The 16,329-nt window shown below is 39.3% G+C and carries 13 protein-coding genes, 1 tRNA gene and 1 other annotated feature; all 14 genes read right to left on the reverse strand.

Features of this window, described 5'->3' with window-relative positions; all coding sequences use genetic code 11:
• Positions 1–218 precede the first annotated feature (218 nt).
• The 14 genes from lonB to LJY09_RS23275 all read right to left on the reverse strand — a co-directional run bounded on the left by lonB (position 219) and on the right by LJY09_RS23275 (position 16,328).
• Positions 219–1,886, reverse strand: a complete 1,668-nt coding sequence (gene lonB, locus LJY09_RS23210) for an ATP-dependent protease LonB (RefSeq protein ID WP_028411731.1) — start codon at positions 1,884–1,886, stop codon at positions 219–221.
• A 152-nt stretch (positions 1,887–2,038) separates the two neighbouring features.
• Positions 2,039–3,304, reverse strand: a complete 1,266-nt coding sequence (clpX, locus tag LJY09_RS23215) for an ATP-dependent protease ATP-binding subunit ClpX (protein ID WP_013059367.1) — start codon at positions 3,302–3,304, stop codon at positions 2,039–2,041.
• Between the two features lie 384 nt (positions 3,305–3,688).
• Positions 3,689–4,975, reverse strand: a complete 1,287-nt coding sequence (gene tig, locus LJY09_RS23220; protein WP_028411732.1) for a trigger factor — start codon at positions 4,973–4,975, stop codon at positions 3,689–3,691.
• A 221-nt stretch (positions 4,976–5,196) separates the two neighbouring features.
• A complete protein-coding gene (locus tag LJY09_RS23225) occupies positions 5,197–6,198 on the reverse strand; it encodes a tetratricopeptide repeat protein (protein WP_155010563.1) in 1,002 nt (333 codons plus the stop codon).
• 101 nt (positions 6,199–6,299) lie between these two features.
• Complete coding sequence (gene leuD, locus LJY09_RS23230; protein ID WP_155010564.1) at positions 6,300–6,890, reverse strand: 3-isopropylmalate dehydratase small subunit; 591 nt, start codon at positions 6,888–6,890, stop codon at positions 6,300–6,302.
• Between the two features lie 14 nt (positions 6,891–6,904).
• Positions 6,905–8,320 carry a 3-isopropylmalate dehydratase large subunit gene (gene leuC / locus LJY09_RS23235; protein ID WP_028411735.1) on the reverse strand — a complete coding sequence of 472 codons (1,416 nt, stop codon included), beginning with the start codon at positions 8,318–8,320 and terminating at the stop codon, positions 6,905–6,907.
• A gap of 58 nt (positions 8,321–8,378) precedes the next feature.
• Entirely contained in the window at positions 8,379–9,488 is a 1,110-nt protein-coding gene (leuB, locus tag LJY09_RS23240; RefSeq protein WP_028411736.1) for a 3-isopropylmalate dehydrogenase, read from the reverse strand.
• Between the two features lie 19 nt (positions 9,489–9,507).
• Positions 9,508–11,043 carry a 2-isopropylmalate synthase gene (locus LJY09_RS23245; RefSeq protein ID WP_025750618.1) on the reverse strand — a complete coding sequence of 512 codons (1,536 nt, stop codon included), beginning with the start codon at positions 11,041–11,043 and terminating at the stop codon, positions 9,508–9,510.
• Entirely contained in the window at positions 11,030–12,055 is a 1,026-nt protein-coding gene (gene ilvC, locus LJY09_RS23250) for a ketol-acid reductoisomerase (protein ID WP_028411737.1), read from the reverse strand. Before ilvC ends, LJY09_RS23245 begins: the two co-directional genes overlap by 14 nt.
• A gap of 64 nt (positions 12,056–12,119) precedes the next feature.
• Entirely contained in the window at positions 12,120–12,632 is a 513-nt protein-coding gene (gene ilvN / locus LJY09_RS23255; RefSeq protein ID WP_013059375.1) for an acetolactate synthase small subunit, read from the reverse strand.
• Complete coding sequence (gene ilvB / locus LJY09_RS23260) at positions 12,629–14,356, reverse strand: acetolactate synthase large subunit (RefSeq protein ID WP_228307443.1); 1,728 nt, start codon at positions 14,354–14,356, stop codon at positions 12,629–12,631. The genes ilvN and ilvB overlap by 4 nt, the downstream gene beginning before the upstream one ends.
• Positions 14,357–14,424: 68 nt before the next feature.
• Positions 14,425–14,678, reverse strand: a binding site (T-box leader).
• Positions 14,679–15,007: 329 nt separating this feature from the next.
• A tRNA-Arg gene (locus LJY09_RS23265) sits at positions 15,008–15,081 on the reverse strand.
• Between the two features lie 125 nt (positions 15,082–15,206).
• Positions 15,207–15,719 carry a metallophosphoesterase gene (locus tag LJY09_RS23270; RefSeq protein ID WP_028411739.1) on the reverse strand — a complete coding sequence of 171 codons (513 nt, stop codon included), beginning with the start codon at positions 15,717–15,719 and terminating at the stop codon, positions 15,207–15,209.
• A gap of 15 nt (positions 15,720–15,734) precedes the next feature.
• Positions 15,735–16,328 carry an XTP/dITP diphosphatase gene (locus LJY09_RS23275; protein ID WP_028411740.1) on the reverse strand — a complete coding sequence of 198 codons (594 nt, stop codon included), beginning with the start codon at positions 16,326–16,328 and terminating at the stop codon, positions 15,735–15,737.
• Position 16,329 lies beyond the last annotated feature (1 nt).

Here is a 16,329-nt window from a genome sequence, read left to right on the forward strand (position 1 = left end):
TGTGAATTCTTTTAACAATTTTATCTCATTTGTATACACATTGTCTAACAATAGTAATTACTAATTGTATCATGAGAAAGAATTAAAAGGCAAAATATATCTTTTTAAGCTCTTTTCATAAAAAAACGCCTTTTTCGTTGGCTGTGTATAAAGGTTTTATACGCGAAAAAGGCGATGAATATTCATCTGACCATTAATTTTTAATTATCATGATAGAATTAGCTAGATTCTCTATTTGGAATAGCTGGATCTACCGACAAATGTGCAACATGCTCATGTACAGACAATAGTGCTTGTTCAAACACCTCTGTTAAATGATGGACAGGAATAATATCGATACCTTTTACCTTTTCTACCATTGCATTCATATTTTCTTTTGGCACAATCACCGTCTGAACGCCTGCTTGTTTTGCTGCCTTGATTTTTGGAATTACGCCGCCAATTGGCTTTACGTTGCCGTGCAGACCAATTTCTCCTGTCATTGCTACCGTGTGTTTGATTGGGACTTCATAAATTGCTGAGTAGATCCCTGTTGCCATAGCAATACCAGCAGAAGGTCCATCGATTGGCACACCTCCCGGAAAATTCACGTGGATATCATACTCATCGGCTGGCACATCCATTGAGCGAAGAACCGTTATGACATTTTCAATTGAGCTTTTAGCCATACTTTTACGACGAATAGACTTCCCTTGAGTCCCTATACTTTCCTCTTCAACGATACCCGTAATAATAATGTTCCCTTTCTCTTTTGCAGGAATCGCTTTGACCTCAATTTCTAAAAGTGCTCCAGAGTTGGGCCCGTACACGGCTAATCCATTAATAAGCCCCACTTTTTCCTCATCTGCAATTTTCGGATCGTGTCTTGGAGATAGTTGACTAGAATGAACAATCCATTCAATATCTTCATTTTTAATGTCCGTTCGTTCCTCTGATATCGCTAGTCCAGCCGCAATTTGCATCATATTAACCGTTTCACGTCCATTGCGTGCATATGTAGAAAACAGAGATAAACCTTCTTCTGATATATCCATTCTGACTTTATTTGCTGCTTTTTTTGCAACTGTAATAATTTCGTCGCGATCAAGCTCACGGAAAAATACCTCTACGCATCTGGAACGAATGGCAGGCGGAATTTCATTAGGCGTTCTAGTCGTCGCACCAATCAAGCGAAAGTCGGCTGGTAAACCATTTTGAAAAATATCGTGAATATGTGTTGGAATTTGTGTATTTTCTTCGCTGTAATAGGCGCTTTCCATAAACACTTTTCGATCTTCTAGAACCTTTAACAGCTTATTCATCTGAATAGGATGGAGTTCTCCAATTTCATCAATAAATAAAATTCCCCCGTGTGCATCTGTAACTGCTCCTTGTTTTGGCTGCGGAATTCCAGCTTGGCCCATAGCGCCTGCGCCTTGGTAAATGGGGTCATGCACTGATCCAATTAAAGGATCTGCAATGCCTCGCTCATCAAAACGCGCCGTAGTTGCATCTAACTCTACAAATACAGCTGCTTGTTTAAAAGGTGATTTTTTATTTTTCTTTGCTTCTTCTAACACTAAACGTGCTGCTGCTGTTTTTCCTACTCCAGGCGGCCCGTATACAATAACGTGCTGTGGATTAGGACCGCAAAGGGCAGCCTTTAGTGACCGAATTCCATCTTCTTGTCCGACAATATCGGAGAAGCTAGACGGCCTCACACGTTCGGCAAGCGGCTCAGTTAAAGAGATGGCTCTCATCTTCTGCAGTTGCTCCATTTCTTTCTTTGAATCCCGGTCAATTGAGACTTTTTGCGTACGCTGATTGCGTAATAAATTCCAAAAATATAAGCCAATGATGATACCAAAAAAGAGTTGGACCATTAAGGCAATATTCGTCCAGTTCATAGATAAACCTCCTGCGCAGTTTAGTAAGATAATTATCAGTTATTATCTCCCTGCAGCAGTAGGAATAAACAAGATTCTAGTAAAAAGTAAAATTTAGTTGTCCTTCATCAACAGAAAAAAGCCGGGTACTCAAATTGAGTACCCGGCTTTTTTTATGCTGATGTTTTGCTGCCTTCTTGAATAGTAGATCCGTCTTCTAATACGAACTTAGGAGCCGCTTGATCACGAACTGTTTCACCTGTGATAATACATTTTGTAATATCATCACGTGAAGGAAGATCAAACATTACATCTAACATAATACCTTCAATGATTGAACGTAGACCACGAGCACCTGTTTTACGCTCGATTGCTTTTTTAGAAATTTCTACTAAAGCCTCGTCTTCGAACTCAAGTTCAACGTCATCAAGTTCAAGCATTTTTTGATATTGTTTCACTAGTGCATTTTTCGGTTTTGTTAAAATCTCAACTAGCGCTTCTTCATCAAGAGGCACTAAGCTAGCAGTAACCGGTAAACGACCAATAAACTCTGGAATTAAACCAAATTTTAATAAATCTTCCGGTAATACTTTTGCTAGTAACTCTTTTTCTGTAAAGTCTTGTTGTTTTGTTTCTGAACCGAAACCAATTACTTTTTTACCTAGACGGCGCTTAATAATAGGTTCGATTCCGTCAAACGCACCACCGCAAATAAATAAGATATTTGTTGTATCAATTTGAATAAATTCTTGATGAGGGTGTTTGCGTCCACCTTGAGGAGGAACACTTGCTACAGTACCTTCTAAGATTTTAAGAAGAGCCTGCTGCACACCTTCACCTGATACATCACGTGTAATAGATGGGTTTTCAGACTTACGCGCTACTTTATCAATTTCATCGATGTAGATGATACCTTTTTCAGCTTTCTCCACATCGTAATCAGCTGATTGAATTAATTTTAATAAGATGTTTTCAACATCTTCTCCTACATAACCCGCTTCTGTTAGAGATGTTGCATCTGCAATCGCAAACGGTACGTTTAAAATACGAGCCAATGTTTGAGCTAGTAAAGTTTTACCGCTTCCTGTAGGTCCAATTAATGCAATATTACTTTTTGATAACTCAACGTCATCAATTTTACTGTTTGAATTGATTCGTTTGTAATGGTTGTATACTGCAACAGATAACGATTTTTTCGCATCCTCTTGACCAATTACATACTCATCTAAAATGTCACGAATTTCTTTTGGTTTTGGTACATCTTTAAATTCTACTTCTTCTTCTGTACCTAACTCTTCTTCTACGATTTCCGTGCAAAGTTCAATACATTCATCGCATATGTAAACACCTGGACCCGCAACTAACTTGCGTACTTGTTCTTGTGTTTTACCACAAAATGAGCATTTTAACTGCCCTTTTTCATCGTTAAATTTAAACATAATTTTCACCCCTTGTAGTATTTACTAAAGTGCTCGAAGCTGATTTCTATCCGCGCTATAGCCCAACAACATGAACAACTCATCTATTTGTAGGTAAATGCCCCTCTTTATCACATAGTAAAAGCGCTATGAAAAGATTTGTATTGCATTTTACCATACATTTTCTTGAATAGATACTAAAACGTTTTATGTATATGTTGTTGATGAGCATAACAGAATGGAGATCTGCTATTATATAGTGTCCTCTTATTGGGCCTATTTCATAACCACGGATTTCAAACAATGGGTTAAAGCTGCTTCTACGGTGTTGGTTATGATATAAAAAAACTATTGAAGTTTATAAAACAAGGCACGATCAAGTCGCGCCTTGTTTCTTACTTACTATTATGCAACAGCTTTGCTGTTTTCTACAAGAAATTCAACTGCTTTACGTACTTTCATGTCTTCTTTAATGCTATCAAGACTGCCAAGCACTTTCTTAATTTCTTCGACAGGCATGTTGTACATTCCTGCCATGTTTTCTAATTCTTTTTCTACTTCTTCTTCGCTTACTTCAAGATTTTCAGCTTTTGAAATAGCTTCTAGCGTTAAGTTGATTTTCACACGCTTTTCAGCATCCGGACGCATTTGGTCGCGAAGAGCTTTTTCATCTTGACCTGAGAATTGGAAGTAAAGTTCAAGGTTAAGACCTTGCATTTGTAAACGTTGTTCAAACTCTTGCATCATACGATCCATTTCAGTGTTGAACATTGCTTCTGGAATTTCTACTTCAGCATTTTCAGCAGCTTTTTCTACTAAAGTGTCGCGAAGAGCTGATTCTGCTTGGTTTTCTTTATCGCTTTGTAATTTTTCTTTTGTTTTTGCTTTTAACGCTTCTAAAGTTTCTACTTCTTCATCTACGTCTTTTGCAAACTCATCGTCTAAAGCTGGAAGCTCTTTAGATTTGATTTCATGTAATTTTACTTGGAATTTAGCAGCTTTACCAGCTAGCTCTTCAGCGTGATACTCTTCAGGGAATGTTACTTCCACTTCTTTTTCAGCGCCTACTTCAAGACCAACTAGTTGCTCTTCAAAGCCAGGGATGAATGTGTTAGAACCGATTTCTAAAGAATAGTTTTCGCCTTTTCCGCCTTCAAATGCTTCGCCATCAACGAAACCTTCAAAGTCGATTACAGCTGTATCGCCTTCAGCTACTGTTCCTTCTTCTTTAACAACTAGTTCAGCGTGACGCTCTTGAAGTGTTTTTAATTCAGCTTCAACGTCTTCATCTGTTACAGTTGTATCTACTTTTTCTACTTCTAAGTTTTTGTATTCGCCTAATTTAACTTCAGGCTTAACAGTTACTTTAGCAGTGAAAACTAGAGGTTGTCCTTTTTCGATTGTTTCAACATCGATTTCCGGACGATCAACCGGCTCGATACCAGCTTCAACAATTGCATTGCTGTAAGCTTCAGGTAATAAGATGTCTAGTGCATCTTGGTATAAAGATTCTACGCCAAAACGTTTTTCGAAAAGTGGACGAGGCATTTTACCTTTACGGAACCCTGGTACGTTTACTTGTTTTACAACTTTTGTGAATGCTTTATCTAAGGCTTTATCAAACTCAGCAGCTTCAACTTCTACTGTTAAAACGCCTTGATTTCCTTCTTGTTTTTCCCATTTTGCAGACATGAATGTTTCCCTCCAAAATCATTTTAAGTAGTGATTTCTAAATTAGATAATGCAGATAGCCTATCAGTTCAAACCTCAATCATTATCTATTTAACTCCCTACTACTTTAAAGTAAGTAGGAATGTAATGTAAAGATGAAATTCTACTATACGTATTTAAGTGCATTTTACAACCATTATATTATAACATACAACAATGACGTTTCAACTAAACACCACATTTTATATAAAAGAAATTTCTTCAATTTCTTTTAGCTCTTTAATTGCCTTTAGTAATTCAGCTGCGGAGAAACTTCCGTCTTCCTCTGCTACAGCTGCATCTGACTCTTCTCCTTGCATCATCAGACTAACAGCATACACCGCTTCTGTCCAAAGTTTTACATTATCACCCGGTAAAAACGGAAATGTTATAAATAAATGACGCTGCCATATTTCAACGGCAACCTGCAGCAATGTAGGATTTTCATGCTCCAGCTTTTCCGTCAGCTGCGCTTCTACTTGCTCGGCAAACAAATACGGTGTTGTTCGTTGAAGCTGAAGCGCATTTACTTTTTTCGTCTCTCCAAACTTACTAATCATAAAATCAATGTCTACTTCTTCTTCCATGACTGTTTTTAAAGCGACTGTTTTTACGATAGGGTGAATAGCTTCAGATGAAAATAGCTGTTCCAGAAAGAAGCGCTGCTTTTCAATTCTCTTTGTTTTTAATGAATGAACCCATTCAAGCTGATCTTGAATATTGTCTAGAACTGTGAATGATTTAAACTGCTCTATCTGTTCTTCTTCTGTTTGTTCTTCTATGACTTGTTCTTGATTCATTCTATTTTTGCAGAACTCCAATAGCTGATAAAGCTGTTCAGCATGTTCAGAAGGGAGTTTGTGTTCTTGAATAACTGCTTGTAGAGTGACATATCCTTCATGATAATGACCAAGCTGAATTAACACCATGAGGTACATTTGCAAATTATGATAATAATCGCCAATATCTTCTTTCAGCATTTGCTCACATAATTCCTTAGCTATGCCTGCATCACCGAGCTCCACGTGACAAATAACAAGGCCAAGCAAAATTTCATGATGCTTATTATCAAGTTCGTAGGCCTGCTCAAATAAAGGAAGTGCTTCTTGAAATTGCTTGTGCTGCATATGTTCTGTAGCTTTTTCAACCAACCGTTCTTTTAATAGAGGAAAAGCTACAATTTTGTTTTGTTGTTCATTCGACATGTTTTCTCCCCACTTCGCGGTCCATTTGCTTTACAGTTTAGCAATTGAATTAACGGAACGCAAAAAAATCGAGCAAAATCATCATTTTGCTCGATTTTTGGTTAATATCTTACCGTTTTTGCTTCATAAGCAGAAATGTCGTCTTCAAAAGAAAGCGTATAGCCAATTTCATCATATCCGTTAACAAGCATATATTTCCAATGGCCATTGATCTCAAACGTACGTTCAAAACCTGCTTCATCGGTAATTTTTTGCTGATGAAGATTGATTGTACAGGCGTAAGAAGCACTTTGAGACTCTTTCATTAAATAGGAAACATCTTCTTTTGGTAAAACAATAGGTAAAATACCATTTTTTAGACAGTTTTGTTTAAAAATATCCGCAAATGACGGTGCGATAATGGCACGGAACCCATAGTCTAAAAGCGCCCATGGAGCGTGTTCACGTGACGAACCACACCCGAAGTTCTCGTCAGCTACAAGAATTGTTGCTCCTTGATTTTGAGGCTGATTTAGTTCAAACGTTTCATTTAACGTTTCATCTTCATTATATCGCCAATCAAAAAAGAGAAATTGGCCAAAGCCAGTACGCTCAATTCTTTTCAAAAATTGCTTTGGGATAATTTGATCAGTATCTACGTTTGCTCGGTCGAGACCTGCTACTTTTCCTGTATGGATTGTAAAAGCATTCATCTGTGTTCTCCTCCTTATCGCACCGCTTGTTCTTGTAGTTTGCGTACATCAACAAAATGTCCATATACCGCTGCCGCTGCTGCCATTACCGGGCTTACTAAATGCGTTCTGGCACCTTTTCCTTGACGTCCTTCAAAGTTTCGATTAGAAGTGGACGCACAGTGTTCGCCTTGTGGAACTAAGTCAGAGTTCATGCCTAGACACATGCTGCAGCCCGAGTCTCTCCATTCAAAGCCTGCTTCAATAAAAATAGCAGATAACCCTTCTTCTTCAGCCACTCGCTTTACTTTTTGAGAACCTGGTACAATCATCGCTCGCACATCTGGTGACACTTTCTTTCCTTTAATAAAGGCTGCCACGTCACGAAGATCAGACAAACGAGCATTTGTACATGAACCGATAAATACATGCTGAACTGGGATCTCTTCTATTGCCATGCCGGGCTGTAAGCCCATATACTCAAGTGCTCGTGACAAAGACTTTTTCTCAGCTTCTGTTGTACACTCTTCTAATGTAGGAACTTGCTTGCTAACATAAGAACTCATCGCCGGGTTTGTTCCCCATGTTACAACAGGCTCAATTGTATCTGCATCAATTTCTAGCGTTTCATCGTATGTTGCACCTTCATCTGTTGCTAAAGCTGCCCAAGCTTCCACTGCTTTTTCAAACTGTTCTCCTTTAGGAGCATACTGACGCCCTTTAATATAAGAGAAAGTAACATCATCTGGACTGATTAAACCAGCTTTTGCACCGGCTTCAATAGACATATTACAAATAGTCATGCGCTCTTCCATTGAAAGGTCGCGAATACATTCGCCCGTAAATTCTACGATTGAACCCGTTCCAAAATTCACGCCGAATTTTTGAATAATTGCTAACACAATGTCCTTAGCATAAACACCAGGCTGTTTTTTGCCATTTACTTTCACTTGTAGCGTTTTTGGTTTCGCTTGCCATAGCGTTTGCGTTGCTAAAACATGTTCTACCTCACTCGTTCCTATACCAAAAGCAAGCGCTCCAAATGCACCGTGAGTAGATGTATGGCTATCTCCGCACACAATGGTTTTTCCAGGCTGCGTCAATCCTAATTCCGGTCCAATGATATGCACAATTCCTTGCTCTTCGCTTGTTAAATCTAAAAGCTTCACACCAAACTCATGACAGTTTTCAGATAGTTTGTCTACTTGTTTCTTTGCAATCGGATCTTTAATATTAAAACGGTCAACCGTTGGAATATTGTGATCCATTGTAGCAAACGTTAAGTCCGGACGCTTCACTTGACGATTTGCCACGCGAAGACCTTCGAATGCTTGAGGAGACGTTACTTCATGAATAAGATGAAGATCGATATATAATAAGTCCGGCTTCCCCTCTTCTCGACGTACAACATGTTGTTCCCAAAGCTTATCAATAATTGTTTTTGGTTTCATACTGCTCCTCCTTTCTGATTATGAAAAACGTTTCTCACAAAACGTGAGAAACGCATGATTAACTGTAAGCTGTCATAATGCTTGAAATGGCAGAATCGTTGGCAATAACCGCAGTTATTGCATCCACCATTTTATCGGTACCTAAATAATGATTACCGTCTGCTAAGTCAGCTGTTCGATGACCTGCATGTAATACACTTTCAACCGCTTGTTCAATCACCGCTGCTTCTGTTTCTAATCCAAATGAATGTCTAAGCAACATTGCTGCAGATAAAATAGCAGCAATCGGATTAGCTTTGTTTTGTCCAGCAATGTCTGGTGCAGAACCGTGAACCGGTTCGTATAAAGATGGACCATCAACCGTTAAACTCGCAGATGGAAGCATCCCTAACGATCCTGTCAGCATAGAAGCCTCATCACTCAAAATATCACCAAACATATTTTCAGTTACCACTACATCAAAATATTTCGGATTACGAATTAACTGCATAGCAGCTGAATCTACAAGCATATGCTCAAGCTCTACATCCGGGTAGTCTTTTGCTACTTCTTCAGCTACTTCACGCCACACTCGACTAGACTCAAGCACATTCGCTTTATCAACCGACGTTACCTTTTTACGTCGATTTACAGCCGTTTCAAACGCTTGGCGAATAATCCTTTCTATTTCTGTACGCTTATAAAATAACGTGTCGACAACTGTCTCTTCATTTCCTTCTGTTCGACGCTCGCTAGGCTGACCAAAATATAAGCCCCCTGTTAGCTCACGAACGATAATGAAGTCAACACCTTCAATGTATTCTTTTTTCAAAGGAGAGGCATCTGCTAAGCTATCATAAAACGTCACTGGACGAAGGTTAGCATATAAATCCAATTCTTTTCGAATAGCTAGCAAACCTTTTTCTGGTCGCAAATGTGAAGGGTTACGATCCCATTTTGGCCCTCCAACGGATCCAAGTAAGACGGCATCCGCCTGCTTACAAATCTCAATTGTACTTTCTGGAAGAGGTGTGCCAGCCTCATCAATTGCAGCTCCGCCAATTAATCCATACGTAAACTCGAATTGATGATCAAAGCGCTCTCCAATTGCTTTTAAAACGGCAACAGCGCCTTTGGTTACTTCTGTTCCTACGCCGTCACCTGGTAATACAGCGACTTTTTTTGTCATGGTGGTCTCTCCCTTCAGTTCACATTACTTCTTGCTTTGTACGATGCTGCTGAATAGCGATTAATCGATTAATGGCATTTAAATAGGCTTTCGCTGACGATTCTAATACGTCAAATGCTACTCCGCGTCCGCTTGCTTCAGTTCCTTCGCTTTCAACCTTCACAAATACTTCAGCCAGTGCATCCGGACCGCCGTTAATAGACTGAATACGATAGTCTAATAGTTTGACATCTTGCTCAACACAGCGCTGCAGCGTATTATAGATAGCTTCCACGCTTCCAGATCCCGTAGCTGCTTCTTGAATCTCTTCGCCGTTTTCTTTGCGAAGCGTAATCGTAGCCGTAGGAATATTGTTCGTACCATACTGAACTTGCAGACTTTCAAGCTTATATTCACTGTCTTTGCTAACTTGCTTTTGAATGACTAATGCCAATAAATCATCGTCGGTAATGTCTTTTTTCTTATCTGCTAAGTCTTTAAACTTCTCAAAAAGCACGTTTGCTTCTGTATCTTCCAATGTGAACCCAAGCTCTACTAAGCGTGTACGGAACGCATGACGGCCTGAGTGTTTACCCAGCACAATCGGATTTTGTTTAACACCCACAAGTTCTGGGGAAATAATCTCATATGTTAACGGATTTTTTAAGACGCCATCTTGGTGAATACCTGATTCATGAGCAAAAGCATTTTTTCCGACAATTGCTTTATTTGGCGCAATATTCATTCCGGTAAGCTTACTGATAATGTCACTCGTACGCTTGATTTCGGGCAAGATCAAACCTGTGCTCGCTTGATAGAAGTCTTGACGGACATGAAGCGCAAGTGCTACTTCTTCAAGAGCAGCGTTACCGGCACGTTCTCCGATTCCGTTAATCGTTCCTTCAATTTGAGTAGCTCCTGCTTCAATAGCAGCCATTGAATTAGCAACAGCTAGCCCTAAGTCATCGTGGCAGTGAGCTGACAAATCGACCTTATGAATATTTGATACATGTTCTTTTAAGTAATTAAATACGGATTGATAGTCACCAGGCGTGATAAATCCTACCGTATCTGGAATATTAACGACTTTTGCACCAGCATCGATAACAGCTTCTACAATTCTAGCTAAAAACGGTAAATCTGTGCGACATGCATCTTCAGCAGACCATTGAACAACCGGGAATTTTTTACTTGCGTATTTCACCATTTCCACTGCTGTTTCAAGTACTTCATCAGGTGTTTTTTTCAATTTATGCTGCATATGAATTTCGGAAGTAGCGATAAAAACATGCAGTCTTGGTTCTGCACTTTCTTTTAACGCTTCCCATGCAATGTCAATATCTTTTGTAACAGACCTTGCAAGGCCTGTTACAGAAGAATTTTTGACAATAGACGCAATTTCTTTTACGGATTGAAAATCACCTTTTGAAGAAGCGGGAAATCCGGCTTCAATAATGTCGATACCTAATCGCTCTAACTGCTTAGCAATTTCAAGCTTTTCTTGTAGGTTCAAATTGACTCCAGGTGACTGTTCACCATCGCGTAGCGTCGTGTCAAATAGTTTAATTTTTTGCACTAGCGATCACCGCTTCTTTCTTTTGTTTTTTAACAAATGGCATCATTTCACGTAATTGAGCGCCAACTTTTTCAATTAAATGTTCGTTTTCACGGTTATTGATAGCTGTAAATTCTGGACGATTTGCTTGGTTTTCTAGGATCCAGCCTTTTGCAAATTTACCTGTTTGGATATCTTCAAGCACTTTTTTCATTTGTTCTTTTGAACGCTCATCTACAACGCGTGGTCCTGAAACGAAGTCACCCCATTGAGCTGTATCAGAGATTGAATAACGCATGCCTTCCATTCCACCTTCATACATAAGGTCAACAATTAATTTTAATTCGTGTAAACACTCAAAATATGCAACTTCCGGTTGGTAGCCAGCTTCTACAAGCGTTTCAAAACCAGCTTTAACTAATGAAGTTAAACCGCCGCAAAGTACTGCTTGCTCACCGAAAAGATCTGTTTCTGTTTCTTCTTTAAACGTTGTTTCTAATACACCCGCACGAGCTGAGCCAATTGCTTTAGCATAAGCTAATGCTACGTCTTTTGCTTCGCCAGTTACGTCTTGGAATACTGCGAATAACGCCGGTACGCCAGCTCCTTCTTCATATGTTCTTCTTACAAGGTGACCAGGACCTTTTGGAGCTACTAAGAATACGTCAACGAATTCAGGTGCTACGATTTGATTAAAGTGAATGTTAAAACCGTGAGCAAATACTAAAGATTTTCCTGGTTTTAATCCTGGAAGAATTTCTTCGTTATAAACTTTTGGCTGATGCTCATCTGGAAGTAATACCATTACTACTTCTGCTTGTTGAACTGCTTCTTTTACAGATAATACAGTGAAGCCGTCTTGTTCTGCTTGATCCCATGATTTACCTTTACGTAATCCTACTACCACGTTTACTCCGCTGTCGCGTAAGTTTTGTGCGTGAGCGTGACCTTGTGAACCATAACCTACGATTGCTACTGTTTTACCTTGTAATAATTGATCCTTTGCATCTCCGTTGTAATATACCTTTGTCATAATAAATCTCTCCTCTTAGTTTATATAGTTTTATATAGTTTACTTTTTTAGTAACTAGCTAGAATTAAATGATTGATGAAAGTTTGGCTGCTGCTTTTTGCGTACCGCGCGGAACAGCTACTGTCCCTGTGCGCGTTACTTCTTTTAATCCATAAGGCTGAAGTAAATCAATCATCGCTTCAATCTTGCTGGATTCACCTGTTACTTGAATAATTAAGCTGTCGCGGCTTACATCAATGATGGTTGCACGGAAAGGCTCAATTACTGCATAAAGTTCGTTACGGCTCGCAGGTGTAGATGCTACTTTCATTAAAGCAAGCTCTCTTGACACCACGGCTTGATCCGTAATATCTTGAACTTTCAACACGTCAATCTGCTTGTTTAACTGCTTAATCACTTGTTCAGCAGCATTGTCATGCTCTACGTTTACGACAAACGTCATGCGTGATACATCTTCAGATTCAGTGTGTCCTACCGAAATACTCTCAATATTGAAATTTCTTTTTGTAAATAACCCCGTTACGCGATTTAAAACGCCCGCACGGTTTAATACAGTTGCTGTAATGATTCGCTTCATGGTTTCACCCCTACCATTTCATGTAATCCTTTTCCAGGTGCAACCATTGGATATACGTTTTCTTTAGGTGCGACAAAGAAGTTTAGTAAAACAGGTCCATCTGTTTCCATTGCTTCTTTCAGAGCCGCATGCGCTTCTTCTTCAGTAGAAGCTTGTAAACCTTTGATATCATAGGCTTCTGCAAGCTTCATTAAATTAGGCTGATTCGGAATTAAAGAGTGCGAGTAGCGTTCTTCATAGAAGATTTCCTGCCACTGACGAACCATTCCAAGCGACTGATTGTTAAGCACAACCACTTTAACAGGTAAGTTTAATTCTCTAATAACCCCTAATTCTTGAAGCGTCATTTGAAATCCACCGTCACCAACGACTGCTACAACTGTTTTATCTTTATTTGCCAGCTGAGCGCCGATTGCAGAAGGTAATCCAAAGCCCATGGTGCCAAGGCCACCTGAAGTTACCCATCGATCTGGATTATTAAATGTGTAGTATTGAGCTACCCACATCTGATGTTGCCCAACGTCCGTTGTAACAACGGCATCTCCATTTGTATATTTGTGAAGCAACTCAACTACTTTTTGTGGTTTCAACACGTCCGCTGAGTTCTGATACCATAATGGATATTCTTGTTTCCACGCCGCTAATTTCTCATGCCATTTCGTATAATCTCCAACTTCTCCTTCTTGCAGAAGCAATTGCTTTAATACTTCTTTTGCATCTCCAACAATTGGAATCTTGGTTGGAACATTCTTTCCAATTTCCGCTGGGTCGATGTCAATGTGAGCAATTTTTGCATTTGGTGCAAAATGCTTTAAGTTACCTGTTACTCGGTCATCAAAGCGCGCCCCGATACTAATGAGAAGATCACTCTCATAAATTGCCATGTTTGCTGTGTACGTTCCGTGCATGCCAGCCATTCCTAAATGAAGCGGATGATCTGCAGGAAAACAACCTAACCCTAAAAGCGTATTAATAACCGGAATATTTTGACGCTCAGCATATTTTTTTAATTCTTCTGAACCTTTACTCAATAATACTCCCGCACCTGCTAGAATAACAGGTTTCTTTGCAGCTGCTACTGCGTCTGTTAACTTTTTAACCTGCAGCTGATTTGGAAAATAAGTTGGCTGATAGCCAGGTAAATCAATTTCTCCTTCATAATTAAATGTTCCATCACCCTGTGCCATATCTTTTGGAATGTCGATTAAGACTGGACCAGGTCTTCCTGTTGTCGCAATATGAAATGCCTCTTTGATGATTCTCGGCATGTCGCTGATATTGCGTACTTGATAGCTATGTTTTGTAATTGGCATTGTGATTCCTAATACATCTGCTTCTTGGAACGCGTCAGAACCAATTACACTTGAAGCTACTTGACCAGTAAAAACAACTAAAGGAAGTGAGTCAATCATCGCATCTGCCAAACCTGTTACGATATTTGTTGCACCAGGACCACTTGTTGCGATAACTACACCGGGTTTACCTGAAATTCTTGCGTACCCTTCTGCTGCGTGAATTCCACCTTGTTCGTGACGAGCAAGTACGTGAAACATTCCTGAACCGTATAGCTTATCGTAAATCGGTAAAACGGCTCCCCCTGGGTAACCGAAGATGACGTCAACGTTTTCTCTTCTTAGAGATTCAATCAACATGTCAGCTCCATTCATTTGTGCCCCAGCGCTTACAGGTTCTTTCGTTTGCATATTGGCTCCCACTTTTCTCATCCTTTCGTTTTCTAGATAAAAGAAAAAAGACTTCTCACCCCTAAATAGACCCTATCAAATGATATAGGTCAAGGGGCGAAAAGTCTTTTGTACTTTACGCGGTACCACCCTCGTTTGTAATCGTAATGATTACCTTATGAATGTATACTGTACATTCTTTTTGATAACGAGTGCTTTGGAAGTACACTCGGTCGCCCTTACTGAATTTCAGGGTGACACTCTGAGGTGAGTTCATTTTGACTTGGTAACGCCGGCTTCCAGCAACCCGACTCTCTGTTGATACCTAAACATCAAAACTACTTATCCTCTTCAACGTTTTAAAACGCTATATGCTTTTTGAACAATGCTTTACACATCATATTTTAAATTAATTACAATTAATTAAAATTTTTAGAAAACTTATATTTGAGGACTATCTTACGCCCATTTCTATGCATAGTCAACCACTTTTCAAGATTTTTTTAGACAATTTAGACTAAACAGAATATTTGAATGCGTTTTCATTATTGATGCAATAAGGGTTTATAGCCACTCAAAAAGTTTTTCTGAAACGTTCATTTGTACACACTGAATGAACAAACATTCACTTTTAAGATAAATAAAAAAATCCCGGCTTTTACTAAAAAGTAAAAGCCGGGATTTTTTTCTAGACGTCCCAGGAGAGATTCGAACTCCCGACCGACGGCTTAGAAGGCCGTTGCTCTATCCTGCTGAGCTACTGGGACATAATGTTAAACTGTATCAAAGACAATACTTATTATATTCAAATATAATTTAAAAGTCAACGTTTTTTTGAAATTTTATGAGAAGAGAGGTAAAAAACCTTCTCTTCTCCCTATATTTGGCTATATTATGCTGAAAGTGTACAGGTTAACTGCATGCTAGGAATATGTTTACCGCTTATATCGTAAAACTGCACGGTAGCTTCTGTACCATCCATTACTAGTATAGCATACGTACGTTCTTTTCTCATACGAGGAAGTAACATACTTCCTGGATTGATAAATAAAACTCCGTCCATGAGCTCAGCTCCCGCTATGTGAGAATGCCCAAAACAAACAACGTTTGCCCCCACTTCTCTCGCTTTGTAATGCAGATTCATCATAGACATTTTAACATTATATAAGTGACCGTGTGTAACCAGACACGTGGCTTCTCCAAGTGACTCTACTCGATCATTGACGTAAGATGCATCATAATCACAATTTCCTCGAACGCCTAAAAACGAAGACATTTCTTTGCTGTCTTGTGGCAACTCAGAGTCACCACAATGAATCATCTTATCTACATCAGCATGTCTTTCTCTGATAGTGAGCAGTTCTTCTTGTAACCCGTGGCTATCGCTTACAATTAATAGTTTCACACGTCATCACTCCTTCTAAAATTGCGCATCAATTAGCGGTGCTAGTTTTTCTAACGCATTTGCTCGGTGACTAATTTGATTTTTTTGTTCTTTAGACAATTCTGCCATGGAGCAGTTCCATTTTTCTACAAAGAAAATAGGATCGTATCCAAAGCCGTTCTCGCCTCTTTTTTCTTCCAAGATGCGCCCTTCACACGTGCCTTCTACAAGCTCTGTTCTCTTTCCAGGCACTGCAATAGCAAGCGTACAATGAAAACGTGCCGTGCGCTTTTCAAACGGCACGTCATGTAATTTTTGAAGTACCTTCTCTATATTAGCATTATCATCTTTATTTTCACCAGCATAACGCGCGGAATAAACGCCTGGCTCTCCGTTTAAGGCATCAATAGCAAGCCCAGAATCATCGGCAATAACCGGCTTATTTAATGCTGATGAAATGGTTTCTGCCTTTAGCGTGGCGTTCTCTGCAAATGTAACGCCCGTTTCTTCCACGTCCTCAATTTCAGGAAAATCAAGAAGCGATGTTACTTTAAATCCCTTCGGTGAGAATAGTGTTTCAAAATCCTTTACTTTGCCTGCATTTTTAGTTGCAATAATGATTTCACGCACG

The organism is Priestia sp. J2 (assembly GCF_020790095.1).
Taxonomy (GTDB): domain Bacteria; phylum Bacillota; class Bacilli; order Bacillales; family Bacillaceae_H; genus Priestia; species Priestia zanthoxyli.